Annotated in this window: 21 protein-coding genes; 12 read left to right on the forward strand and 9 right to left on the reverse strand. The window is 70.9% G+C overall.

The genetic code is table 11. The features are described 5' to 3' along the window. The first annotated feature begins 118 nt into the window (after positions 1–118). Positions 119–571 carry a hypothetical protein gene (locus tag CLV68_RS20305; RefSeq protein WP_147460079.1) on the forward strand — a complete coding sequence of 151 codons (453 nt, stop codon included), beginning with the start codon at positions 119–121 and terminating at the stop codon, positions 569–571. 100 nt (positions 572–671) lie between these two features. Here the strand turns inward: CLV68_RS20305 and CLV68_RS20310 are convergent, their stop codons facing one another. Then, a complete protein-coding gene (locus CLV68_RS20310) occupies positions 672–1,304 on the reverse strand; it encodes a hypothetical protein (RefSeq protein WP_211346695.1) in 633 nt (210 codons plus the stop codon). A gap of 124 nt (positions 1,305–1,428) precedes the next feature. On the opposite strand from CLV68_RS20310, the gene CLV68_RS20315 reads away from it, so the two are divergent. The 4 genes from CLV68_RS20315 to CLV68_RS35710 all read left to right on the forward strand — a co-directional run bounded on the left by CLV68_RS20315 (position 1,429) and on the right by CLV68_RS35710 (position 9,800). After that, the gene (locus CLV68_RS20315; RefSeq protein WP_147460080.1) at positions 1,429–3,495 is read left to right on the forward strand and encodes a hypothetical protein; all 2,067 of its coding nucleotides are present in this window, start codon (positions 1,429–1,431) and stop codon (positions 3,493–3,495) included. A gap of 176 nt (positions 3,496–3,671) precedes the next feature. Beyond that, positions 3,672–6,485 carry a type 2 lanthipeptide synthetase LanM family protein gene (locus tag CLV68_RS20320; protein WP_121392501.1) on the forward strand — a complete coding sequence of 938 codons (2,814 nt, stop codon included), beginning with the start codon at positions 3,672–3,674 and terminating at the stop codon, positions 6,483–6,485. Positions 6,486–6,513: 28 nt separating this feature from the next. Then, positions 6,514–6,729: a hypothetical protein gene (locus tag CLV68_RS20325; protein WP_121392502.1), complete on the forward strand. Its 216-nt coding sequence runs from the start codon at positions 6,514–6,516 to the stop codon at positions 6,727–6,729. Between the two features lie 164 nt (positions 6,730–6,893). Further along, the gene (locus CLV68_RS35710; RefSeq protein ID WP_121392503.1) at positions 6,894–9,800 is read left to right on the forward strand and encodes an ATP-binding protein; all 2,907 of its coding nucleotides are present in this window, start codon (positions 6,894–6,896) and stop codon (positions 9,798–9,800) included. Between the two features lie 161 nt (positions 9,801–9,961). Here the strand turns inward: CLV68_RS35710 and CLV68_RS20335 are convergent, their stop codons facing one another. The 5 genes from CLV68_RS20335 to CLV68_RS20355 all read right to left on the reverse strand — a co-directional run bounded on the left by CLV68_RS20335 (position 9,962) and on the right by CLV68_RS20355 (position 14,215). Further along, positions 9,962–11,587, reverse strand: coding sequence for an alpha/beta hydrolase (locus tag CLV68_RS20335; RefSeq protein ID WP_170224487.1), 1,626 nt, complete (start codon positions 11,585–11,587; stop codon positions 9,962–9,964). A gap of 62 nt (positions 11,588–11,649) precedes the next feature. After that, positions 11,650–12,039, reverse strand: coding sequence for a hypothetical protein (locus CLV68_RS34080; RefSeq protein WP_170224488.1), 390 nt, complete (start codon positions 12,037–12,039; stop codon positions 11,650–11,652). Between the two features lie 468 nt (positions 12,040–12,507). Next, positions 12,508–13,131 carry a maleylpyruvate isomerase N-terminal domain-containing protein gene (locus CLV68_RS20345; RefSeq protein WP_121392506.1) on the reverse strand — a complete coding sequence of 208 codons (624 nt, stop codon included), beginning with the start codon at positions 13,129–13,131 and terminating at the stop codon, positions 12,508–12,510. Further along, the gene (locus CLV68_RS20350; RefSeq protein WP_121392507.1) at positions 13,128–13,814 is read right to left on the reverse strand and encodes an RraA family protein; all 687 of its coding nucleotides are present in this window, start codon (positions 13,812–13,814) and stop codon (positions 13,128–13,130) included. Before CLV68_RS20350 ends, CLV68_RS20345 begins: the two co-directional genes overlap by 4 nt. Next, on the reverse strand, positions 13,811–14,215 hold the full coding sequence (locus CLV68_RS20355; protein WP_121392508.1) for a cupin domain-containing protein: 405 nt from the start codon (positions 14,213–14,215) through the stop codon (positions 13,811–13,813). Before CLV68_RS20355 ends, CLV68_RS20350 begins: the two co-directional genes overlap by 4 nt. 43 nt (positions 14,216–14,258) lie before the next feature. Between CLV68_RS20355 and CLV68_RS20360 the strand changes: the two genes are divergently transcribed. The 3 genes from CLV68_RS20360 (at position 14,259) to CLV68_RS20370 (ending at position 17,013) form a co-directional block, all read left to right on the forward strand. Next, entirely contained in the window at positions 14,259–15,233 is a 975-nt protein-coding gene (locus CLV68_RS20360; RefSeq protein WP_121392509.1) for a helix-turn-helix domain-containing protein, read from the forward strand. Between the two features lie 326 nt (positions 15,234–15,559). Further along, entirely contained in the window at positions 15,560–16,459 is a 900-nt protein-coding gene (locus tag CLV68_RS20365; protein WP_121392510.1) for an endonuclease/exonuclease/phosphatase family protein, read from the forward strand. 17 nt (positions 16,460–16,476) lie between these two features. Beyond that, the gene (locus tag CLV68_RS20370; RefSeq protein WP_147460082.1) at positions 16,477–17,013 is read left to right on the forward strand and encodes an RICIN domain-containing protein; all 537 of its coding nucleotides are present in this window, start codon (positions 16,477–16,479) and stop codon (positions 17,011–17,013) included. Between the two features lie 11 nt (positions 17,014–17,024). On the opposite strand, the gene CLV68_RS20375 is transcribed toward CLV68_RS20370, so the two are convergent. After that, positions 17,025–17,567: an anthrone oxygenase family protein gene (locus CLV68_RS20375; protein ID WP_211346696.1), complete on the reverse strand. Its 543-nt coding sequence runs from the start codon at positions 17,565–17,567 to the stop codon at positions 17,025–17,027. Between CLV68_RS20375 and CLV68_RS20380 the strand changes: the two genes are divergently transcribed. Further along, positions 17,550–18,077: a TetR/AcrR family transcriptional regulator gene (locus CLV68_RS20380; protein ID WP_170224489.1), complete on the forward strand. Its 528-nt coding sequence runs from the start codon at positions 17,550–17,552 to the stop codon at positions 18,075–18,077. The genes CLV68_RS20375 and CLV68_RS20380 overlap by 18 nt on opposite strands. Position 18,078: 1 nt before the next feature. Here CLV68_RS20380 and CLV68_RS20385 read toward each other — a convergent pair whose 3' ends face one another. Both CLV68_RS20385 and CLV68_RS20390 read right to left on the reverse strand, forming a co-directional pair. Further along, positions 18,079–19,080: a hypothetical protein gene (locus tag CLV68_RS20385; RefSeq protein ID WP_121392513.1), complete on the reverse strand. Its 1,002-nt coding sequence runs from the start codon at positions 19,078–19,080 to the stop codon at positions 18,079–18,081. Continuing rightward, positions 19,023–19,982 (reverse strand): transporter substrate-binding domain-containing protein, encoded by a 960-nt coding sequence (locus CLV68_RS20390; protein WP_170224490.1) that lies wholly within the window; start codon positions 19,980–19,982, stop codon positions 19,023–19,025. The genes CLV68_RS20385 and CLV68_RS20390 overlap by 58 nt, the downstream gene beginning before the upstream one ends. A 217-nt stretch (positions 19,983–20,199) precedes the next feature. Here CLV68_RS20390 and CLV68_RS20395 point away from each other — a divergent pair, with 217 nt between their 5' ends. The 3 genes from CLV68_RS20395 (at position 20,200) to CLV68_RS35715 (ending at position 23,778) form a co-directional block, all read left to right on the forward strand. Then, complete coding sequence (locus CLV68_RS20395) at positions 20,200–20,529, forward strand: hypothetical protein (RefSeq protein ID WP_147460084.1); 330 nt, start codon at positions 20,200–20,202, stop codon at positions 20,527–20,529. Between the two features lie 127 nt (positions 20,530–20,656). Continuing rightward, positions 20,657–21,139: a hypothetical protein gene (locus tag CLV68_RS20400; protein ID WP_121392516.1), complete on the forward strand. Its 483-nt coding sequence runs from the start codon at positions 20,657–20,659 to the stop codon at positions 21,137–21,139. Beyond that, positions 21,136–23,778 carry a M48 family metalloprotease gene (locus tag CLV68_RS35715; RefSeq protein ID WP_121392517.1) on the forward strand — a complete coding sequence of 881 codons (2,643 nt, stop codon included), beginning with the start codon at positions 21,136–21,138 and terminating at the stop codon, positions 23,776–23,778. Before CLV68_RS20400 ends, CLV68_RS35715 begins: the two co-directional genes overlap by 4 nt. Positions 23,779–23,780 lie beyond the last annotated feature (2 nt).

A 23,780-nucleotide genomic window follows, 5' to 3' on the forward strand; every position in this document is an offset into this window, starting at 1 on the left:
TCAGCCTACTGGACCGGAAGATCCCCAACCGCGATAACGGACCCCGCCCACGGCGCCCGTCGCTGAGCCCTGGTGTACGTTCTCCCGGCGGCCGGTCCGACTGGGGAGAGTGGATCACGTGCGAGGCAAGGCTTTGGCGGCGGGCATCGCCGTGCTCGTGGCGTTGGTGGGATGCGGGCCCGTCGAGCAGGCGGGGACGAGTTCCTCGCCCGCACCGCCGAGGCGGTACGCGGATATCGCGGCGCTCGTCAAGGCGCTTGAGGCGGGCAACGCGGGTGGGTCGGTGTCGGTCGCGCTCGAGGGCGGGGACAGTGACCAGACGCGGACGGCCGCGGGCGTGCTCAACGTCGGCGCGGGCACCATGAAGGGCAGCACGACCACGACGGCGGGCGACGCTCCGTGGGACCTGCTCATAGTCGACGACCGCGTGCTGTTCGGCCGCAACGCCGAGGGCCGGTGGATGCAGGCGAACGCCACCGCGCGCGACACGGTCATCGCCGTGGTGTCGAAGTGGCCCGACGCCTTGACCGAGATCGACCCGAAGCCGGACGAGATCATCACCTACCCCTGACCCGCGGCGCGGCTGTCTCCGAACGCGACCTCTGCGGACCGTGGTCAGGTGCGACCACAGCGGCCGTGATCACCAACCCGTTGCCACGCAAGACCCCGCGTCAGAACGGGTACTGCACGAACGCCTCGCCGTCGAACAACCGCGCCGCGTGTTCGGTCATTCTCCGTCCGTAGACGCCGTGCGCGGTCAGTGCCGTGTAGCCGGATCCGGGTAGCTCGACGAGCCCCGCGGTGTGGGCCAGGTAGACGTCGAAACCCGGGTACATCAGGCCGAGGAACGGCAGGTCGTCGAAGTCCAGGGCCAGCACCGGGTGCTCCCCCGCCGAGTCCGGTTCGCCCACGGCCAGTACCCGGCGCGAGTCCGAGCCGCCCGGCAGCAGGAAGCACTCCGGGAACCGGGGCGCCAACACCGCGAAGTCCTCCGCCCACGCCTCGCTCATCTCCTCGGCGACGAACCGGTCGAGCGGCCGCGGTGACAGCGAGCCGTCGTCGGCGAACCAGCCGTGTCGGTCCAGCAGCGTGGTGTCGTAGGCGAGCCACGTCCGCAGGCTCGGCGACAGCGGGCGACCGGACGGGAAAGTCAACCGCGCCAGCGCATCGGCGGGCATGGGCCGCGGTGTGCCGTCGGTCACCCAGGGCACCGGCAGGTAGTCGTACATCGACCGCCCCGGGTCCGCGCGGACCGCGTCGAGCACCCGTCCCACCAGCTCCACACCGTGATCACGTCTTGTCACGGCCGGGAAGTTAGCAGGCAACACCGGCAGGTCCGATGTGGTCGAGAAAATCCCTGGCCAACTGTGTTGGACCGCGGTGTCCACCTGGGCCAGTATGTGCCTGCACTTCTGACTGAGGGGAAACATGAAACGTAACATCGCGTCCAGACGCCTCGCGCGTCTCGGCGTCGTCGTGGCCGCGGCCGTGGCCGGGACCCTGGTGGCGGTCAGCCCCGCGCAGGCCGAGCCGCAGCTCCCGTCGACCGGTCTGCGCCCGCTGGCGTGGGTCGGTGTCGACTCCCGGGACCCGAACGGCCGGATCACCTCCGGTCCGGTCCGGCTCGGGTCGTGGAAGGACGAGCAGGGCCGCAAGCACGTCGGCAAGGCTTACCTGACCTACGACATCTCGGCCTTCCGCGCCGCGAAGCTGTTCACCGCCAACGCCTTCTTCCGGGAGACCGCGGCGGCCGACTGCGCCAAGAAGCGGATGATCGAGGTCTGGGAGACGACCCCGGAGGACCACAGCCCGACCTGGGCCGACCAGCCCATCGAGCGCAACATCCTCCCGGGGACGAAGCCCACCCAGTGCGTGTCCCAGAGCCTGTCCTGGGACGCCACGGACGCGGTGCAGCACGCGCTCACCCGCGGTGACACCACCGTCACCCTGGCCATCCGCATCGCGGGTGACCAGGAGGGCAACGTCGCCTTCGGCCGCACCGTCGACCCGCCGTGGTCGACGCTCGGCCTGCGGTACAACCACACGCCCGACGTGCCGACGGAGTTCGCCGTCGGTGGGTACACCGGTTCCCCGGCGTGCCCGGCGTACCTGCCCGGCTACGACATCCAGGTCAGGGCGAGGGTGTCCGATCCGGACGGCAGCAACGGCCTGCGCGCCAGGTGGGCGTTCTGGCCGGTGGCCAACCCGTCCCAGCGCACGGAGGTCGTGCAGGACGCCAGCTTCTGGGCCGCGACCTCCGTGCCCAAGGCGCTGCAGGTGCACAACAGCAAGATCGCGGTGGCCGTGCGCGCGGAGGACGGGTTCGCGGTCTCGGCGTGGACGACGCCGTGCGAGTACACCACCGACACGCAGAGCCCCACCGCCGCACCGACGGTGACCTCCTCGGTGTACCCGCCCAGCACCGGCCAGTTCCCGCTCACCGGCGGGACCGGGGTGCCCGGTGAGTTCACCTTCGGCGCCAACGGTGTCGACGACATCGCGTCGTACCACTACGAGGGCCCCGGGGTGTGGGCCGATGTCCCCGCCGACCGCCTCGGCGGCTCGGCGACGGTGACGATCACACCGAAGTCCTGGGGCAACTTCCGGCTGTCGGTCACCGCGATCGACCGGGCCGGGCTGCGGTCCCCGGTCACCGAGTACGAGTTCCTCGTGCGCGAGACCGGGCCGTACCTCGAAGGGCCGTACCAGGTCATCGCGGGCCAGGCGACGGCGTTCACCGTCCGGGCCAACCAGGACGGCGCGGTGAGCGTGACCTACCGCCTCGACAACGGCCAGGAGACCACGCTGCCGCTGAGCGCGGAGGGCACAGCCGCGCTCTCGCTGACCATCCCGACGCTGCAGCCCGCGTTCCGCCAGGTCGTGCTGTGGACGACCGACGGGGCGGGGCGCCGCTCGGGGGTCATGAACCGCACGATCGCGGTCAACCAGGCCGAACCCGAGGTCACGGTGACCCCGGAGGAAGCCGAGGCGGGCGTCGAACGGACGATCACCTTCACCTCGTCCCGCTCGGACATCGCCTCGTACACCTACAGCCTCAACTACGGCGCGCCGACCACGGTCCCCGCGGTCAACGGCAAGGGGTCCTTCACCTGGACCCCGCCGGTCTCGGGCTACATCTCACTCGACGTCCACGGCACGACGACCTCGGGTGAGCGGACCGGCACCACGTACTCCTCGGTGTACGTCTCGCCGTCCAAGCCCGCGGTCAGCAGCGCGGAGTACCCGGAAGGCGCCACCTCCGGCGCACCCGGAACGCCGGGCACCTTCCACCTCGCCCTCACCGGTGCGGCGGAGTACGTCGTCCAGTTCGAAGGTGAGTACAAGTACGTCACCGCCGACCAGGACGGCAACGCGACGGTCGAGCTGACCCCGACCTCCGCGGGCCAGAAGTCCGTCTTCGTCACCGCCTACCTCGTCACCTGGGACTCGTCGGACACCCGCGAGTACCGGTTCACCGTGGGCGACGGCGCCTGATCCGAGCACGAGGCCGGGCCGCCCTCTCCGGGCCGCCCGGCCTTGTGCTGTCCCGGGGTGCTCGGGTCGGCGTTCTGCCTGCACCTCGGCGGTGGCGGGCCAGGCGGGTGGGTGGGAGAAAATGGGTAGGACCTACCTATATCGGCGTCCCTTGACCGTGTCAGGGTGCACGGGTGATGAGGCAGGCGGCCGAACCGGGCACCCGCCAGTCGGCGGAGACCTTCGGGGCGGACTGGTGGGTCGCGGCTGCGCCTGGGGTGACCGGTAGGCCCGCCTGGGTGGGGGTCGTCGAGGCCGCGACCAACGCCGTGGTGGTGGGTGAGACAGCGCAGGACTGGCGGAAAGCGCTGGCCCAGGCCCTGCACCCCCTCGTCGACGCCGCAACGACCGCCGCGCTCACCGACCAGAGCGCCAACGCGCAGGTCACCTTCGCCGACTGGCTGGGCAAGGAGCTGGTCAGGCTCGCCACCCGAGCCATCGTCGACACCCTGCACGCCCGCCGGGACCGGCTCATCGGCACCACGCCGCGCGAGCGGTTCGACGACTTCGTGCGCCTGCTGAGCACCCCCACCGGCCTGGCCGCCCTCTTCACCACCTACCCGGTCCTCGCCAATCTCCTGGCCCGGACCTGCGCACGGGCCGAGGCCGCCACCACCGAGCTGCTCGCCAGGTTCGACAGCGACCGCGCGGACATCGTCGAGACCCTGCTCGACGGCACCGACCCCGGCCAGATCACCCAGCTGACCCCCGGCCTCGGCGACCCGCACCGCGGCGGCCGGACGGTGACCAGGCTCGGGTTCGCCGATGGGCGCTCGGTGATCTACCGGCCCCGCGAGGTCGCCACCCACGCCACGTTCACCCGGTTCGTCGACCAGCTCAACGCCCACGTCCCCGACCTGGCCTTGCGCACGCCCGCCACGGTCGTCCGGCACGACTACGGCTGGGTGGAGCACCTCAACCCCGCGCCGCTGCCCGACCCCGCGGCCGCGACCGTCTTCTACCGCAGACAAGGCGCCCTCCTAGCGCTGCTCCACCTCCTGCACGCCACCGACATGCACTACGGCAACGTCGTCGCCTGCGGTGACCAGCCGGTGATCGTCGACGTCGAGACCCTCTTCCACCCCGTCCTCGCCACCCAGGGCACCGGGTGCCCCGCCGCCGCGACCCTCGCCGAGTCGGTGCACCGGACCGCGCTGCTGCCCGTCCCGACCGTCGGCGAGCACGGGACGATCGATATCTCGGGCATCGGTGCCGCCCCGGGTGGTTTCTGGCCCGGAACGGCCGTCGACTGGGCGGACCCCGGCACCGACGCCATGCGCGCGATCCGACGGCCGATCCCGTTCGTCGGTGGTGACAATCGGCCCACCTTCGCCGGGAGCCGCCTCGACCCGCTCGAACCAGCCCTGATCGCGGGCTTCCGCATCGCCTACGACGCCGTGCTGCGCCACCGCGAGGACTACCTGCGCCTCATCACCGAGTGCGCCGACCTCCAGGTCCGCGTCGTCCCCCGCCCCACCCGCGTGTACGCCGCGCTACTCGCCGAGTCCACCGACCCGGCCCTGCTGCGCGACGCCGAGGCCAGGAGCCGGGCTTTCGCCAAGCTCATGCCGTCCGAGCAGGCCGACCTGCTGGCCGGTGACATCCCGCTGTTCGCCTGCCGCGCGGGCGATCGCGACATCACCGCCACCGACGGCACCGTGATCACCGGCGCCATCACCAGGTCCGGCCTGGACTCCGCCCTCGACAAGGTCGCCGCGCTGAGCGAGTCCGACCGGCGCGACCAGGCGTGGGTGATCGCCGCGACCATGGCCACCGCGCACGCCGGGACCGAGCACCACACCCCGGCACCGTCGACGGGCCAACTAACCGGCACCGCGGCCGACCCGGAACGGCTGCTCGCGGCCGCCTGCGGGCTCGGCGACCAGTTGATCGCCGCCAGCCACGCCCGCGGCGGCCGGGTCAACTGGCTCGGCCTCGACCTGGTCGACGAACGGCAGTGGCTGGTGCTGCCGATGGGCGCGTCCCTGGGCAGCGGCTACCTCGGGGTCGCGCTGTTCCTGGCGCAGCTCGCCGAGTCCAGCGGCATCGCCAGGTACCGGGAGGTCGCCGCCGAGGCGATCACCGCGGTGCCCGGGCTCCTGGACACCCTGGCCGGGGCGCCGCACCTCGTCGCGGCCGTCGGCGGCGGCGCACAGCAGGGGCTCGGCGGCATCGCCTACGCCCTGGCGCGGCTGGCGCGGCTGCTCGGCGACGACGAGGTACGCGGCTGGGCGGCGCACGCGGTCGAGTTGACCGCGCACGCCACCACGCCGGGTGACCCGCACGGCTGGGACGCCGGCACCGCGGGTTGCCTGGCCGCCATGCTCGCCGTGCACACCGAACTGGGACTGCCGGAGGCGGCGCGGGTTGGGGCAGCCCGCGCCGCGACGCTCCAGCGGTACCTGGCGGTGGTCGACGAACCCCAGGGCGTGGGGTTCGCCGACGGCGCGGCGGGCATGGCGCTGGCCCTCTCCCGGTACGCGAGGTGGGTGCCAGGAGGGGATAGTGCCGCGTCGGGCATGGCGCGGCACGTGCTGGAAACCGCGGCGGCACCAGCCGACGACGTCGGCTGGTGCCGGGGCGCCGCGGGGATCGCGGTGGCGGCGCACGCCACCGGAGCCGGGTGTGATCTCCTTGGCGTGCTCGGCGCGACCGACCGGGCGGTGCCCGCGGACCTCGGTCTGTGCCACGGCGAGTCCGGGATCACCGAGGCGCTGCTGGTGCTGGCCGCGGCGGGGCGCTGCCCCCGGTCGGCGCTGCGGTCGCGGGCGGCCCTGCTGCTCGACGCGCTCGAGCGGCACGGCCCGGTGTGCGCGACACCGGGCGGGGTCACCACACCCGGCCTACTGCGTGGGGTCGCCGGTGTGGGGTACGGGCTGCTGCGGTTGGCTTTCGCCGACCGGGTGCCCTCGGTGATGACGCTGGAACCCGGGGTTCCGGCGGATGGTTGAGCACGAGTGACTAAGGGGAGTAACGGATATGCGTGACGACGATTTCCTGGACCAGGGTCGCGCCGGGGCGTGGCGGGTCATGCCCGCGGTGACCTTCGGTGTGCGGGCAGCCGCGCTGGCCGGTCTGGTGATCACCGCCGGTGCGGCGTCCGCGGTGGCGTTCGGGGCGCTCGACGACCCCGCGGCGGCGGTAGCCTTCGATTGGCCCGGTAGCACTACCTGCTGCCCGGAGCTGCCCAACTGACAAACGGCGCCGATCACTCGCGTGGCGCGACCGGCGGAACTCCTGGTGGTCGCTACCGATTCCGCCGGTGACCGCGCCACGCGACCATCGGGGTCTCCAGTGAGCATTCGCACTGCCGTTTGGTGGATAGACCGGAAATCGGGCCGCCACTACTGTCACGGCTCGTGGTGAACCGGTCGTCGCTGGTCGTGGGTCGCGACGATGAGCTCGGGACGATCGAGGACGCGCTGACCGCGGCCCGTGCCGGGCAGGGTGGCGCCCTGTTCCTGGTCGGCGAGAGCGGCATCGGCAAGACCCGGCTGGCCGCGGCCGCCGCGGACATCGGCTACGGCGCGGGTATGCGGTTGCTGCGCGGCCGCGGCAGCGTGCTCGGCCCGGCCGTGCCGTACCGGTCGCTGACGGAGGCGCTGCTGTCGCTGGTGCGCACCGGCGGCCCGATCGACCTCGACGCGCTCGGTCCGTATCGGCCGGTCCTGGCCGCGCTCGTCCCGGACCTGGGTCCGGTGCCCGCGGGTCAGGAGGTCGGGTCCCTGGTGATCCTGGCCGAGGCGGTGCTGCGGCTGACCGCGCTGGCCGGTGACGGCCGCGGCTGCCTGGTGATCCTCGACGACCTGCAGGACGCCGACCTGGAGACGCTGGCGGTCGTGGACTACCTGACCGACAACCTCGCCGGGCAGCGGACCGCGCTCGTCGGCACCATCCGCGCCGACCAGGGCCAGGCGTTGAGCTTCGCCAGGGCCGCGGGGGTGCGCGGCGCGGGCACGGTCCTGGAGCTGGGTCGCCTCGACCGCTCCGACGTGCGGCGGATGGCGGCCGCGCGGCTGTCGGTCGAGCCGCGGCGGCTGCCCGACGCGGTCGCCGACCTGCTGTGGGCCGGGAGCGGCGGCAACCCGTTCCGGGTCGAGGAGATGCTCGACGGGATGGTCGACAGCGGGCTGCTCGCCCGCGACGAGCAGGGCTGGCGGGTCACCGAGACCGACCGCCCCACTCCCCCGGCGACCCTGCTGCGCACCGTCGGCGCCCGGCTGGGGTCACTGGGGCCGACGGCCCGCGACGTGCTGTTCACCTGCGCCGTGCTGGGCAAGCGGTTCCCGCTCACGGTCCTGCAGGAAGCGACCGGGCTGACCTACCGCGACCTGCTCGGGCACCTGCACGGCGACAACGCGGCGCACCTGGTCGCCCCGGACGAGCAAACCCCGGACTGGTACGCGTTCCAGCACGCGCTGATCGTCGACGCGCTGCTGACGCTGGTGCCCGCCGCGGACCGGGCCGCGCTGAGCGGCAGGGTCGCCGACGCGGTCGAGTCGGTGTACCCGGGGTTGCCCGGCGAGTGGTGCCAGGTCACCGCGTCACTGCGGCTGGACTCCGGCCAGGCCGTCGCGGCGGGTCGGTTGTGGGCCATGGCGGGCAAGCGGGCGCTGCGCCAGGGCGCGGCCCAGTCGGCGGTGGCGTTGCTGGCCCGCGCGTGCGACCTGCTGGCGCCGGACACCAGCGAGCGCGCGGCGGCGCTGGAGGCGCAACTGCACGCGCTGGCCGAGGCCGGGGAGGTCGACCGGGCGCTGGCGATGGTGTACCTGCTCGACGAGGTGACCGGGCTGCCGCCGGACCGCCGCGCTCGCCTGCACACCCGGTTGGCGTGGGTGGCGGTGCACGCCGGGCGGCCGGAGGTGGGGTTGCAGTCGGTGGCGGCGGCGCGGGCGCTGCTCGGTCCGGGAGCGCCGGACGCGGAGATCGCGCCGATCGACGTGGTGGCGGCGCACCTGGAGATCGACGTGCCCGGCCACAACCAGCTGGGCAAGGCCGAGGAGATGGCGCGGCGGGCGGCGGTGGTCGCGGAGTCGGCCGGGTTGCCCGCGGTGGCCTGCCAGGCGTGGCAACTGGTCGGCGCGTTGACCCGGCAGCGGGATCCGGCCGAGGCGACGGCGTTGTTGGAGCGCAGCCGGGTGATCGCGGTCGAGAACAACCTGCCCATCTGGGAGGTCCACGCCCTCGTGCGCCTGGGACACGACGACGCGCTGCGCGACGCCGGGATCGACCGGCTGGAGATGGCGAGGGACTCGGCGTCGCGCATCGGGGCGGTGACCGCGCGGTACCAGGCCGAGGTCAACATCGCGCTGCAACTGATCCTGCGCGGCGACTTCGACGAGGCGGACCGGCTGACGGCGCAGGTGCTGACGGCGACCACGCGGTTGAAGCTCGTGGAGACCACGCAGTACATGCTGCTGCACCGCACTGTCCTATCAGGACACCGCGGTCGGCGCGCGGACATGGAGGCCGAACTGGCCCAGGTCCGGCACTGGGGCGGCGACCAGGCCCACCACGCGCCGCGCATCCACGGCCTGGCCGGGGCGTTCTGCGCGCTGATGGAGGAGAACCACGACCTGGCCCGCGCCGAGTGCGCGGCCGCCATCGACGCGGAGAACCAGAACCCGACCACGTTCCACCTGTCCGGCCGCTACGGCCTGGACCTGTTGCTGCGCGCGGTTTCCGGCGACCTGACCCCCGACGAGTTCACCACGATGACCGCCGCCCCGGCCAGCCGCCTGCGCTGGGACCGCATGTTCTCCGACTTCGCCGCCGCCGCACTGGCATCCCGCGCGGGCCGCTTCGAGGACGCCACCGCCGCCGTCACCCGCGCCATCGCCACCGGCGCCCCCTATGCGATGGCCCGCCACCTCGGCCTGCGCCTGGTGGCCCCGATCGCGTTGACGGCGAACTGGGGCACCCCCATCGACTGGCTCCGCGCCGCCGAAGACCACTTCCACCGCACCGGCGTCCCCACCGTCGCCGGAGCCTGCCGAACCCTCCTCCGCAAAGGCGGCGCCTCAGTAGCCCAACGCCGCGAGGGCACCGACGAAATCCCCCCCGCCCTCCGCTCCGCAGGCGTCACCGTCCGCGAGTACGAGGTCCTCCGCCTCCTCGTAGACCGCCTCTGCAACCGAGAAATCGCCGACGCCCTCCACCTCTCCCCCCGCACAGTCGAGAAACACGTCTCCAGCCTCATCGCCAAAACCGGCGAACCCAACCGCATAGCCCTCAGCAAATACGCCTCCACCACCGTCCAATCCTGACACTCCCCGGCTGATCCAGAAACGCACCCCCGACCCGGTAACGCCGACTCTCGGCCGCCGCGACGGAAGTGCTAGCGGGCGCGATTCGCGATGCCCTGCGGCCTGCCCGCATGTCAGTGACAGGTTGACCCCGACTACGACCTGCGTGGCGCCCACCGCCGCTATCGTGGTGTTGCGCCGACGATAACGTCGGTCATTCCCCTCAGTGAGGCCGAGTCGACGTACCAGTAGTCACCATGAGCGCTCACCGGCGATCTGACATCGGATAGGAAGAACCGCCCGCCGAAGTCGCGCATGGCGGGATCTGGGCCGTGCGCGTCGATCGGGTCGAACGGTATGTTGGAGAAGCCGATAGGGTCAAAGGCGGATACTGTGGCGTGCACGCGACCGCCCATGTCCCCAGGACGCACTCCGTCGAGGTGAAGCTGACTGGCGTGCTCGACTCCGACCCCGGGGCTGGCCACGAACACGAGATTGTCCGCGTTCAGCCCTAGGTCACGCGCGGTGTGTCCGATGACGGTGGTGCCGTAGCTGTGGCCGACAACCGTGGTGTTCACCGGTCCGGGATCGTGGGTGAGGGCGAGTCCGTCCTGGAAGTCACGCAACAACTTCTCGGCGTCGTCGGCGAAGATCGGGTCTACTGCGTACCCGATGGTCTGGGGAGCGTGGTAGCCGGCCCAGGTGATGACGGCGGTCGTGGCGCCGGGACTGGCTTTCGTCGCCGCATCCTGCATGACCTCGGCGCGGGCAAGATCGACACCGAAGCCGTCGTGTCCGCTGAACGTTCCCGGCACATAGGTGGCGACATTGTCCGCGTGTTCGGGGTTGCCGATGGCGACGATGGCCAGCCCCGATCTTTCCGCGCTCAGGCCCAACAGGTAAGCGGGCGGCTGCCCTGGTTGCGCGCTGTGCAGCCGGTCGCTGATGGCGTCGAGACCTTGCAGCCTGCCGACCATCTGCTCGATGCGATCGGCGAGTTGGATGGCCCTGAAGTGATCGGCGGGCGTGCGCAGATCTTGCACCATCCCGTACCTCAGTACCGCTCGTTTGCCGTCGACAGCGGCGAACTCGCGCCGCAGTTCGTCGATCGCACCTGGCAGGGTGTGTCGCAACCGCTCCAGTTCGACCCGGTTCGCCCTGTCCCGCACCACGGTCGGTACCCCGTCGAGCTTGCCGATCCACTCCGGGTGATCCCGCAGCACGGCCTCCCGCGCCGCGGGGGACAACGTGGCCCAGTAGGTGGCATTCTGGGCGGCGGTGCCGTTGGGCGGCGGCGCCTGCGGGGACAATTCCCACCGGGTGTCGAGAGCCGCGGCCTCCGCCGCGGCGGAGGCCGTGCGATCACCGGTGCCGGATGTGGATGCCAAGTCGGTGCCGCGGTGGAACGCGGCGTTCAGATCCGAATCGATCTCGTTCGCGGTGCGGATCGCTTGCTCGATCTCGAAGGCGACTCGATCGTGTGCGCGCTTGCGGTCCTCGGGGTTCCCTCGGTCCACACGGCAGAAGTCGTCGATCACGGCGCCAGTCTCGCTGACCGTGAAGTCGTAGCGGTGGGCCAACGCCTCGGCCTGGCGAATGACGCTCTGGACCGCGTCGATCGCGTCGACGGCTTGGTGCAATGCCTTGACGATGGTGGTGGTCGCCTCCGCCATGGTCTCCAGCCGCCCCAACAGCACGCGTTGCGTGGCACGCGCGGCATCAGCGGCCGATCCGGTCCAGCCATCGGTGGGAACCACCCTGCACAAGTCGTCGCCAGAGTGGATCAACACCAGGTTGCGCTTGCGCACGGTGTCCGCGATCGCTTCCAGCGCCGCGGTGTTCCAGCGCTTCACATCAGCGAAAGCCACCATCAACGAGGCCGAGGCGTGCCGCTGCCGATGATCGCACCCTCGGCTTTCCTGTCGGCGGCGAGGTACGCCCGTGCCGCCGCCTCCAGCGCGGTCACATGCGCGTCGGCGACGCCGCACCAGTCAGTGAACTTCCGCGTCCAGGTTCCCGCGAAACTGTGGGAGGTCACCGCCGTTCCGCTTCCGGGCATGGCCGCCGCGACATCGAGAACCGGCGCGCCGCTGTCCGCGCCGCGCAGTCCTCCCATGATGTCCTTGCCCCTGTTTCCCGCGGCAAGCACGTTCTCGGGTAGTACTTCGAACCCCATCGCCAGCCCCTGTCTTCCGGGTCGCACGCGGATCGGATCGGTGAAGCAGGAGAGTGCCTGAGCACAAGCCTCGATGTATCCCATCGTGATCAACTCGCTACCGCAAGTACCAGGACGTGTACACGTGGCCGGTTGAGTAGAAGTACTCAGGCCACAATCGGCAGGTCTGCGGAATTGCGCCGAGATCACGTGGCCCGCCGTGGCTCATGGGCAGAATGCGAGACGATCCCATGTTCGTCCGTTCATGCTGCTCCGGCCGTCAGAGTCACGAGGCTGTCTGGAAAAGACCGGCCAAGCCGTGGGATCGGGAGTGGGCGGGCCAGACGATGCGGGTGGTTGCTGGCGGGGCGTCGAGTAGGGGGATCGCGGTGCGTTCGGGCCAGAGCGAGGTGCGGGCGGAGTCGGGGGAGATAGCTGTGTTGTGCGCTGGGGCGATGAGGTGAGCTCGCGAGCCGGGGGGCGCGGCAATCCGGCTCTCCGCTGGCCGAAGTTGGACAAGATCGGCCGTATGCGAGGGCCCCTCCGCCCGAGGTCAGGTGGAGGGGCGCGGTTTCAGAACGCGGTGATCGTGCTGGGTGCTCGTTCGGCTCGGCTGAGGGCGCGGATCACCGCGACCGGACCATGTCGGCGGGCAGCCAAAGTACTCAGCAGATCGATGACGACCGCGTTGGTGTAATCAGGGAACTCCGGTGTCGGAAGGTCCACACTCACCGCGAGGTCGTCGGCGTGGACGACCAGTTCCATGGTGCGGGTGACGAGGAGGTCCTCAAGGGACAATGACCACGATCCCCATAGTCGCATTCGGACGGTTCGAGAGATCAGCGGCAGCGAGAGTGATGACAGGGCGGCCTCGTAGCGGTCTGCCAGAGCCGCAGGGCCGTCGGCGGCCAGGCGGTGGCCGCCGTCGCGGATGCCGGTGTTGGCGGGGCTGTCTAGGCCGGAGTCGATCCAGGCGGCGCGGGCGTAGTGGTCGAGTAGGGAGATCTGCTGCTCTTGCGGCAGCGGGTCGGCCAGTACCTCCGGTACCACTAGGACCTGGTACGCCAGGTGTGCGGCCAGGCCACCGACGCTGAACTCGGGGAGGGCGCTGGGTTTGTCCCAGGCGGCGGCCACGGCCGGGTCACGGAGCAGGGGCAGGGATGTCTGGGCGGCGGCGAGGAAGGCTTCGGTGCTCATTCCTCGATCGCCCCGCCCACGGTCCGGAGGTGTTCGCGGAAGGACACCGGCGGGTCGGTGGCGAGGTAGCGGTCGAACTGGACCTGCGACCGCAGGCTGTTGCCGGAGCGGATCCGGTCCGCCTGGGCGCGTTCGACGTCGCGGATGCCCTCGGCCAGGTCGAACAGCTCCTCGGCGCGGTCGGCGGGCACGAACAGGATCCCGTCGTCGTCGCCGAGGACCAGGTCGTCGCGCGTCACGGTCCACGGGCCGACGTCCGCGGACTCGAGCGCGTCGGGGCGGCGGACCTCTGGCACCAATGGGCCGGTCGGGATGGCGCCGAGGCTGAACACGGGCAGTCCGATCACCCGAATGTCGGCGGTGTCGCGGTGCAGCCCCCACACGACCACCCCCGACACCCCGGCCGTCCGCGCCTCCAGCACGACCAGGTCACCGACGCACGCGTGGTCCCGCCGCCCGCCGTTGTCCACCACGAGGACGTCCCCCGGTGACGCCGACTCGAACGCCTCCAGGAACACGTCCACGCTGCCCGCGTGCCGAGCAGGCAGGACCCGCCCGAACACGCGGTCCGCCGGGTGCACCCCCACCAGCGAGACCGTCCGCACCTCGACACCCGCGCGCACGCACGCGTCGGTCACGTGGGCCGTGGTCAGCTGGGCGAAACGGTCGGCGAGGTCGCTCACGAGGTCAACTCCAGTGCGTGGCCGGTGGTGGCGTCGACGTGGTCGGGGACGTCGTCGTGGTCGTCGCCCACCGACAGCGTGCCGGTGGGTTCGACCAGCAGGACCTGGGCGCCACCGGCGGACGACGGCTTGTGGTAGGTCCCGCGCGGCACGACGAACAGCGACCCCTGCGGCAGCACGACGGTCCGCTCGTCCGGGTCGCGCAGGGCGATCTCGATCTCGCCCGCGACCACCAGGAAGAACTCGTCGGTGTCGTTGTGCACGTGCCAGACGTGCTCACCGGCGAACCTGGCCAGCCGGATGTCGTAGTCGTTGACCCGCGCCGCCAGCCGGGGGCTCCATGCCTGGTCGAACGCCGCGAAGGCCGCAGTGAGGTCGATCGGTGTGTTCACCCCGCCCATCGTGGTGGTGCGCGCGGCGGTCGGCGAGTGCTAGTAATCGCACATGTCGAAAGGATCCTCGCACCGGGTGGTGGCCATCGTCGAGGACGGGTCGAACCCGTTCGAACTGGGCGTGGCCACGGAGTTGTTCGGTCTGCGCAGGCCGGAGCTGGACCGGACCTGGTACGACTTCGGGCTGTGCGCCGCGGAGCCGACCGTCCGCATGCACCTGGGGATGTTCACGCTGTCGGGGGTCCGCGGGCTCGACGCGGTGGACGGCGCGGACACGCTGATCGTGCCCAACCGGCCCGACCCGGTCGTGCCCGTGCGGCCCGAGGTGCTGGCCGCGGTCCGCCGGGCCGCCGATCGGGGCGCCAGGCTGGTCAGCTTCTGCACCGGCGCGTTCACCCTGGCCGAGGCGGGCGTGATCGAGGGACGGCGGGTGACCACGCACTGGCGGTGGGTGGACGAGTTCGCGCGCCGCCACCCGGGGGTGCGGCTGGAGCCGGACGTGCTGTTCGTCGACGACGGCGACGTGCTCACCGCCGCCGGGAGCGCCGCCGCGCTCGACCTGGGGCTGCACCTCATCCGCCGCGACCACGGCGCCGAGATCGCCAACATCGTCAGCCGTCGCCTCATCTTCGCGGGCCACCGCGACGGCGGCCAACGCCAGTTCGTCGACCGCCCCCTCCCACCCCGCCTGGACACCTCCCTCGCCCCGGTCCTGGCCTGGGCCCGCACCCGCCTCGACGAGCCCATCACCATCGCGGCCCTCGCCACCGCGGCCGCCACCAGCCAGGCCACCCTGCACCGCCGCTTCCAGGCCGAACTCGGCACCACCCCGCTGGCCTGGCTCACCACCGAACGCGTCACCCTCGCCTGCCGCCTCCTGGAGCACGGCACCCTCCCCCTGGACCACATCGCCCAAGCGTCCGGGTTCGGCACCGCCACCAACCTCCGCACCCAACTCCGCCGCCACACCGGCTTGACCCCTACGGCCTATCGCCGCCGCTTCGGCACTCCGACCGGGCCAAGGTAGGCCGGGCCGCCCTGTCCGCATCAGCTCACCCCAGGACAACCCGAACCGGTCCTCGGGTGACCGCGTCGTCTCCCAGTCGTACTTGCCCTCCGTGTTTCTCCAGTTCGGAGTGGTACGAGACGAAGCTCGCGATCTCGTGCGCGGAGAACATGAACAACCCCACCCACCCCGGCTGCTCCCGGCGTTCCCGCGAAGCCGGAAGGGCGGCCGTCGAACGGGTGGCATGGGTGCCACGGCAGGGTGGTCGTGGGGGCGGGTTGTTGACCGGTCCGCCCACCGGTGGGACGGTCCGTGCGACGATTGGCCCCCTCTCCTGGGACGGCGAAATGTTCAGACGCAAGGGTTTCCCGGTCGCGATCTCCGCGATGGCCGCGGTGGTGGGCCTGGTCGTGGCGCTGGCGCCCAATGCCATCGCGGCACCTGTCAGCTACAAGTTCGCCACTTGGAACATGCAAGGCGCCACAGCCTCGGGAGCCTCCTTGTGGCAGGTGAGAGTGGACCAACTCGGTGTTGCCGACCTGGCGGTGACCAATGACATCGTCGCGCTCCAGGAAGCCGGGGCCACCAAGGTGATCGACGACCGGGCAGGCACGAGTTGGGGTTGCGTCAAGCAGGTGAAGATGTTGCGCCTGGCCCGCGTCTGCGAGTGGACGATCTCCAAGGGCGGGAAGAACTACAAACGGGTCCTGTACTTCGTGGAGGCGGACGATCTGGCAACTGGGACCGGCCCGGCGGCGCGGAAGGCGAACTTGGCATTCGTCATCAATCCCACAAAGGTCGAAGTGCGGTCTTGGAACTACATTCCACCGGTTCGGTCCTCCACCTATCACGACGGTGATCGCGGTCTGCTGCAACTGGTTCTCAACGACGGCACGGTCGTCTACTCAGGACACGCCGATGCCCGGCCCGAGGGGATCAACATCGCGACCATGCTGCTCAAGGCGCGCGAAGCCACCGAGCGCCTGAAGAACGTGAACGCGTGGGTGTTGCTGGCCGACTTCAACGCGACGCCCAACTACCTCCGTCCGCACCTGCGGGAGCACGAACGCCTCGCGATACCCGGCAACTACACCATCAGAGGAACCCAGAGGGTCGTGGACTACCTGGTGTGGTGGGACGAAGCCCATCCCAACCGGTTCGCCGCGACGGTCGTCGAGGTCGCGAGCCCGACGCCTGCGCAGAAGTACGCGTCCGACCACCGCCCTGTGCGGTTCGTGAAGGTCTGACAGTGAGGATCCCCAGCGTGCCACGTGTCGCCGCGAATCTCGCGGTCACCATCGCCCTCGTCGCAACCACCATCGTCTCGGCGACCGCGCCCGCTGCCGCCGACCAGTACGCGTACCGGTACGGCCCGTTCGAGTTGCGACGGAACGCGAACTGCCTACGAACAGTTCCCAATCTGGCCCTGGTGATCGCTGGGCACGACGGGTTGAAGCTGAAGTGCGATACGTCGCACCGGCTCTTGGTGTTCACCGAGACAGATGATGGGCGCAGCACCTACATCCAACCTGTTGGCGGTGGGTGCCTGCGCCCGCAAGCTCATTCAGAGTCGATCGAGGTAGTGACCTGCGCCAAGGCGGATGCGGCCCAGCGGTGGAGGGTGACGACCTTCGATGATGGGGTCACCATGAGCATCAAGAGCAGCGACAACCGCTACATCACCATCGTGGGGGCAACTCCCGCCTCCCGCGTGATCGAATTGCACGCGCGAAGTGAGACGCTCAAGCAGTCTTGGGAGATGACCTACGTGAGTTACCCCGTGCTACCTCCTCTTCCCTGATGCCGGACGAGTCAACACAACGGGGAACTGGGCCGTCGAGTGCCGTGGCGGGCCACGGCGGTGATCAGGCATGCGAGAGCCAGTACCGACAGTGCGGTGCGGATGACGTTCCAGGTGACCCACGGGCCTTCGTAGGCCGAGCGCACAGCCGCCAGTTCCGCGTTGGCAGCTTCGGCTAGCTGCACGTTGAGTGGCACGTTGACCGTCAGCGTGAGGACGAACGCCGCGCCGTAGAAGGACAGTGCGGCGGTGGTCCAGGGGAGCAGCCCGCGGAGTGGGCGGCGGGTGTGGAGTGCGGTTGTGAGAGCGGTGAGTACGAGTGCCCCGAAGAAGCTCGGCGCGAAGGCGATGTTGCGGACCACCGCGTTGATGCCGCGCATCGCGATCACGAACGTCTCGTCGTCGACGGTGGCGAGGCCGGGCATGACCGAGCACGAGTAGGCGTAGAAGAAGCCCGCGATCAGGGCCATGAGGGTGGTGGCCAGCCACAGGGCGAGCAGGCTGCCCGCCGAACCGCCGCCCTGGACGTCGCGCTGGTGTTGCTCACCGAGCACGGCACCGATGGCCTCACCATGCAGGCGATCGCCGCGGCGGCGGGGTCGTCCAAGGAGAGCCTCTACAGCTGGTTCGGCAACCGCACCGGTCTGCTCACCGAACTCGTGCAGCGCCAGGCCGACACCGTCAACGCCGCGGTCACCGCCGCCCTGGACGTCCCCGGCGCCCTGGACTCCCGCTTGACCGCGATCGCCGAAGGGCTGCTGACCCTGCTCCTGAGCCCCTCCGCCCTGGCCATCAACCGCGCCGCCATGTCCGACCCGGACCTCGCCGCCCTGGTGCTGCAACACGGCCGTCACACCACGGGCCCCCTGATCGAGTCCTACCTCGCCGCCAACGGCATCCCCAACCCCCAGGACTCCTTCCGGCTCCTCTACGGACTCCTGGTCCGCGACCACCACATCCGCTGCCTCCTAGGCGAAACCCCACCCACCCCACCCCACCTCCACACCATCGCGAAGACGGCCGTCGACCACTTCCTCACCCTGGTCCCCACCAGCACCCGGTGAGTCAGGGGAGGCGGCCGTCGCAGTGGGGGTCTGTGGTGCCTTGGGGGGGTTTGGCGGGGAGGAGCCAGTCCAAGGCGGCGTCTTCGAGGAGCCAGCCGTGGGCGGTGAGGAGGGTGTTGGGGATTTGGGCGGGGCCTGGGCAGAGGACCTTGGCCAGTAGGCGGTTGTTGGGGACGAAGCGGACGTTGTGGTTGTTGTCCAGGAGGGTGGTCATGGTGTCGTCGACGGTGACCACGTTGCCGAGGGCGACTTCGGTGGGGGTGCGGTCCTCGCCTCCGGGGCCGAGGACCAGGGCGACCGACGGCAGCACCGGGACGTTGAGGAACATGGCGAGGAGGATGAAGGGGGTGACGAGGGCGCCCAGGGTGGCGATGCCGTGGGTGCCTGCCCAGGCGACGCGGTCGGGCAGCGGGCCGGTGAGGAACGGCGCGAGCAGCGGCGGGGCCAGCAGCAGCAGGGCGGACGCGACGTCGCCGGTGGTGATGGCGTCGATGATGGCCGGGAAGAACCACAGGTACTCGAGCACCGCCACCGCGACCGGCAGCAGGACGCACACCGGGAACACCAGGTCGTCGCGGCCGCGCCTGCGGATCGTCAGGCCGGCGATCGCGCAGCCGAGCAGCAGCAGCGTGGGCACGAACCGCAGTTCCCACACCAGCAGCGACCACAGGACCGCCGCGGCGACCAGCCAGTTCGGGGTCCGCTCAGCCGCCCGTTCCAGCCGTGACACGCGGCCCCGGTCGCTGCTGACCAGGGACATCAGCCCGAGCAGGTGCGCGGTGAGCAGGACAGCGGGCGGTACCTCCAGCAGGCTGATCACCAGCGAGCTGGCCAGTTCCAGCGCGTGCACGTGCTGCACCAGCAGCAGCATCGTGTTGAGGTCCTGGCCGCTGAGCTGCCAGAGCCGCAGGACGAGCAGGACGATCGGGAAGGCGGGCAGCAGCGTCAGGGTCCACTGGAAACCGGGGGCGTCATCAGACCCGCCAGCCTTTCCCACGGCCATTGCCGCACCTCCACCTCTGCCACGTCGGGTTGCCGGTCCGGCGGGATCAGCTGCGGCAGGCTGTGCTTGGCCATCGGCAGCAGGTACTTCGCGAACGCGTTCTCCCAGCGCTTGTCCTCCGGGTCGTGCGCGGAGCGGTAGAGCGACAGGTCGACGAGCTTGCGCAGCGCGTCGTTGCCGCCGGTGTTGACCGCCCACATCTCCTTGGCCTCCAAGGCGATGTCGTGGTGCAGCAACTCGGTCGGGTACTTCTGCACGAAACCGGCCAGGATCGCGGCGTCGGTGGTGACCGCGTCGGCCTCGTTCGCGCGCATCGCCTCGACGCAGGCGGCGATGGTCTGCCGGTAGACGATCTGCGCGCCCGCCTTCTCGGCCGCCGCCACCGAGGTCGACGTGGTCAGGGTGCACACCCGCTCGCCCTTGAGCTCGGTCAGGTCGAGCACCGGCCGGTGGCCCACCCTGGTGGCCACGGACTGCTCGGTCTCCAGGTACGGCTGGGAGAAGGTGACACCGGCGACCGCCACGCGCTCGGGGGTGACGCTGTAGGTGGCGATGACCAGGTCGACCCGCTGGCCGTCGACGCCGCGCATCTTGGAGCGGTCCTCGTTCTCGATCTCGATGAGCCGCACCTTGCGCGGCTCGAACCCGAGGTCGGCGCCGATCAGGTACGCCATCTCGACGTCGAAGCCGGAGATGTCGCCCGACTCGTCGCGGTAGCCGATGCCCGGCATGTCGGTCTTGATCCCGACCAGCAGCTCGGCCCGACCGCGCAGCCCGGCGGCCTCCTTGAGCTCGTCCTCGGTGGGCACCTGCTCCCACCACACCGCGACACCCACCGCAGCCACCACGGCGACGGCCGCGATCAGGGCGGCGAAGCGCAGCCACTTGGGTCGATCCGACATTGCGTGATCGTTCCACACCGGAACGCGACCCCGGGGCGGAATCGACGATCCCGGCCACCGGCGCGCAGGCGCCGCCACCGGGCGCGCGTGGTCCGCAGTGGACCTTGTCCCGGTCGTTCCCGCACGTCGGAACCACGAGGGGTGACCACCCGGATGCCTGCTGTTCGCGGGCCGAGCACCGTGCGACCGTGTCCCGACCCCCTCGGAAAGGACGGGCATGAGACGAGCCCTGACCCCCTTGGCCCTGGCCGCCGTCGCGGTCGCCACCGCGCTGTCCCCGGCCGCTGCCGCCTCCTCCGTCACGGTCAACTGCGACTCTGGCGGCAGCCAGTTCGTGTGCACTGTCGGCTACTCGGGCGCGAGCAACGCGACGATCCGCTGGTACCTCAACGGCTCCGCACTCCCCTGGCTCAACGACACCTCTAGCACCGGTCGTATCTCTTGCACCGGCGGCCAGGGCTTCACCGTCAGCGCTACCGTCACCGATGCCAACGGCCCCGCGACCGGCTCGGCCTCCTACTACTGCAATCCGGGCGACTGGCCGTAACCCTGAGCGTGTCCGCGTGGGCTGTTCAGGTGAAGGCACGCCAATCGGACATCCGGGGCGCGGCGTAAGGCGTCTACTCGAGGCGACGTGCCCCGCTGAGGAGGACGTGCCCCGCCAAGGGAGGAAGATGGCCGACCAGGAGCGTGTTCGGGGGATCGCCAGGGCGATCGTGGGCAAGCTGGCGCCGGAGGAGTTGGTGTTCTTCGAGCCCGCGAGCGAGGCGTACTTCCGCGACCGCGACCGGGATCCCGACGGCACCGGGGGGCGGGCCAGGCGCGATCCGCTCGCGTTCGGGGTCACCGAGGTCGTCGCCCTGGTCACGCCCGTCGCGCTGGTGGTGTCCGCCGCGATCGCGGACGAGGTCGTGGGGCGGACGGCCACCGCGGTCGTGGACCGGGGTGTGCGGGGCGCGCGGTGGTTGCGGCACAAGGTCAGGGGCGGGAACCGGCCCGAACTGCCCGCGAGGGTCGAGTTCGACGAGCACGAGTTGGCCCGCATCCGCGCGTCCGCCGCCGAGAAGGCCAGGGCCATGGGGCTGGCCGAGGAGCAGGTGTCGCTCTTCGTCGACGCGCTCATCGGCGGGTTGACTGATCCCAGCGACGGCTCGTGACCCTGGCCGAGGAGCGGACCCGCCGGACGGGGCCGATCCCGACCGGCATGGTCACCCTGTTCCTGCTGCTCACGGCCACCGTGTGCGCCACGGTCGGGCTCCTGGGGATGCTGGCCTGGTTGACCGTCGGCGACCACGTGGGCGACATGGTCGCCGCCTACGAGCGGTGCGCTCCCCCGACCACCGCGACCGACGAGTCGTTGTTCGAGGCCAACGACGCCGCCCACCGGTCCGTGAACTGCCTTGCGTCGATCACCGGGCAGCAGGCGGCGTGGGCGCTCTATGCCGTGCTGCTCCTCGCCGCGGTAGCGCTGTGCTTCTACCTGGCGTACCCACGCCTGCTGATCCGCCGCCACCGCCTGGTGCTCTTACGCGAACAGGGCGACCTGGCGGCTTACCTTGCCGAACTGCGTGACCTCGTCGGCCTGCGCCGCGCGCCGGTCTACCTGCTGGGTTCGCGCAGCGGCACGATGGACGCGCTGACCTTCGGCGCGTTCCGGCGCCGGTATGTGGTGCTCGACGCGGGCCTGCTGCGGGCATACACCCTGGACCGGGCCCGGTTCCGCGCCGTCGTGCTGCACGAGTTGGCGCACGCGCGCGGCCAGGACGTGCACCTCACGTACCTGACGAAGTCGCTGTGGTGGGCGTTCGTGCTCGTGGCGTGGGTCCCGGTGCTGGTGCAGGTCGCGGTCCTGCGGTCGTGGTGGGCGTTGATCACCGTCGCCGGGCTGGCCGTGGTGACCGCGCTGGTCCTGTTGACGCGCAACGCGATCCTGCGCGAACGGGAGGTGCACGCCGACGGTGTTGCCGCCCGGCACGACGGCCCGGACGGCATGCTCGGTGACCTGGTCTCGGCCGAGCCGCGGCCCGCGTCGCGGTGGCGGCTGCTGCTGGCGCACCACCCGGACCCGGCGTGGCGTCGGCGGGTGATCGACGACCCCGCGCTGCTGCTGCGGCCCCGGTGGTGGGAGATGCCCGCGGCGGGCCTCGCGGTCGGGGTGATCGCGCCGAACCTGTGGTTCGTCATCGTGTCGAGTCTGGTGTCCGTACCGGGCCTCAACTCGCTTGTGGTGGGGTGGCTCATCGGGCCCGCGCTGGCTGTACCGGTGGCGGTGGCGTCGTGGCGGACGGCGGTTCTTACTCCGGGCAGGCGCGCGGTGCGGGTACCGCTAACGCACGCGGTATGCCTTGCCGCCGGGTTCATCGTGGGTCAGCAGGTAGCGCTACGGGTGCTGATCCAGATCTCCACGCGCACGGACCTGGAGTGGCCGCACCCCGCGTCCGTGCTGCTGTTGGTCGCGGGCCTGGCGGTGGTGGCGCTATGGGCGTCGACGGTGTCCACGGCCTTCGACCACCCGCCGCGGTGGGTGCTGCCGGTGGTGGTGGCGGGCGTGGCGGGGGCGCTATGGCCATGGCTCGCGTCCTGGTGGGTGTGGACCGATGTCGACCGCGTCGGCTGGTGGGTCTTCCTCGACCAGGCTTCCAGCTACGACCTGACCATCCCGGACGTGCCGGGCTGGGTGAGCGCGCTCGCGCACTGGACGCAGGTGCGGTACGTGCCGCTGCACATGGCCACGTGGATCCCGTTCATCGTCCCGTTGCTGGCCCTGCTGTGGTTGGTGCCGATCCTGATCACCCGCTCGGTGTTCGACACGCGACGGGCGCTGCGGGCGGGGGTGATCGGCGCGGCGGCTTTCACCGTCGCCGCGGTCGTGGTCGTCGTCGCGGCCCGGCTGTGGTTGTCCGGGCAGGCCCGCGGCAGCGACGGGTTTCGCGTGGGGCTGCACTTCACGTTGGTGGCGGTCGCGGTCGTGGCCCAGGTCGGAGTCGCGGTGGGATTGCGCGGGCCGCACCGGGCTGTGCTGACGCCGCTGGCCGTGGTGACTACCGGGCTGCTGTCGACAGTCGTGCTGCTGTTCGGTGTGGACACGTTGGGTCGCGCGGTGGACGTGTGGCGGCGGCCCACCCGGTCGCTGTTCGCGTGGCCCGATCTCGACCTGGTGGTCGAGACGCTGAACCAGGTCGTGCTGACGGGGGCGGTGCTGTCCGCGTTCGGTGTGCTGGTGGCGGCGGGTCGGAAGTCTGCCCAGGTCGCGCCCCGGGGTGGGGTCGTGTTCCCGGCGCTGGTGGCGGTCGGGGCGGTGGCCGTCGGGGTGTTGACCGTGCCGAGCGCGTACCGGACCTGGGTGACCAGCACCGCCACCGGGGTCCAGCCGGTGACCGGCGCGGAATGCCTGCTGGGCACGTGGGTGGAGGTGGACCGCACCTCGGTGATGACGCTGAGCACGGAGGTCGGCCCGATGCGGTTCCAGAGCTCCGGCTCCGTGCAGGCTTTCGACTCGGACGGCACCGTAGTGCTGAGCCTCACCCCGATCCGCTCTGACCACAACGGGCACATCGCGCTGATGACGTACTCAGGCGCCGTTACCGCCGACTACCACGTAGACGGCGCCCAGATCCGCTACGACAACATCCGCCCCGGCACGACCTGGTCCGTCAGCGTCGACGACCACCCCGCAGTCCTGACCGGCCCCGTCACCACCTTCACCCCCGACGCATTCACCTGCACCAACAACACCATGACCCAAACCGGCACCGGCTACACCATCACCCTCACCCGCACCGCCCACCCCAACTGACC

The organism is Actinokineospora cianjurensis (assembly GCF_003663795.1).
GTDB lineage: Bacteria > Actinomycetota > Actinomycetes > Mycobacteriales > Pseudonocardiaceae > Actinokineospora > Actinokineospora terrae.

Excerpts from the sequence above, each read along its gene's own strand:
- CLV68_RS20320 (WP_121392501.1), top strand. The coding sequence starts at position 3,672 with ATGAGGCAGGCGGCCGAACCGGGCACCCGCCAGTCGGCGGAGACCTTC.
- CLV68_RS20365 (WP_121392510.1), top strand. The coding sequence starts at position 15,560 with ATGTTCAGACGCAAGGGTTTCCCGGTCGCGATCTCCGCGATGGCCGCG.
- CLV68_RS20390 (WP_170224490.1), bottom strand. The coding sequence starts at position 19,982 with ATGTCGGATCGACCCAAGTGGCTGCGCTTCGCCGCCCTGATCGCGGCC.
- CLV68_RS20400 (WP_121392516.1), top strand. The coding sequence starts at position 20,657 with ATGGCCGACCAGGAGCGTGTTCGGGGGATCGCCAGGGCGATCGTGGGC.
- CLV68_RS20355 (WP_121392508.1), bottom strand. The coding sequence starts at position 14,215 with ATGGGCGGGGTGAACACACCGATCGACCTCACTGCGGCCTTCGCGGCG.
- CLV68_RS20395 (WP_147460084.1), top strand. The coding sequence starts at position 20,200 with ATGAGACGAGCCCTGACCCCCTTGGCCCTGGCCGCCGTCGCGGTCGCC.
- CLV68_RS20325 (WP_121392502.1), top strand. The coding sequence starts at position 6,514 with ATGCGTGACGACGATTTCCTGGACCAGGGTCGCGCCGGGGCGTGGCGG.
- CLV68_RS20385 (WP_121392513.1), bottom strand. The coding sequence starts at position 19,080 with ATGGCCGTGGGAAAGGCTGGCGGGTCTGATGACGCCCCCGGTTTCCAG.
- CLV68_RS20315 (WP_147460080.1), top strand. The coding sequence starts at position 1,429 with ATGAAACGTAACATCGCGTCCAGACGCCTCGCGCGTCTCGGCGTCGTC.
- CLV68_RS20345 (WP_121392506.1), bottom strand. The coding sequence starts at position 13,131 with ATGAGCACCGAAGCCTTCCTCGCCGCCGCCCAGACATCCCTGCCCCTG.
- CLV68_RS34080 (WP_170224488.1), bottom strand. The coding sequence starts at position 12,039 with ATGGGATACATCGAGGCTTGTGCTCAGGCACTCTCCTGCTTCACCGAT.
- CLV68_RS20360 (WP_121392509.1), top strand. The coding sequence starts at position 14,259 with ATGTCGAAAGGATCCTCGCACCGGGTGGTGGCCATCGTCGAGGACGGG.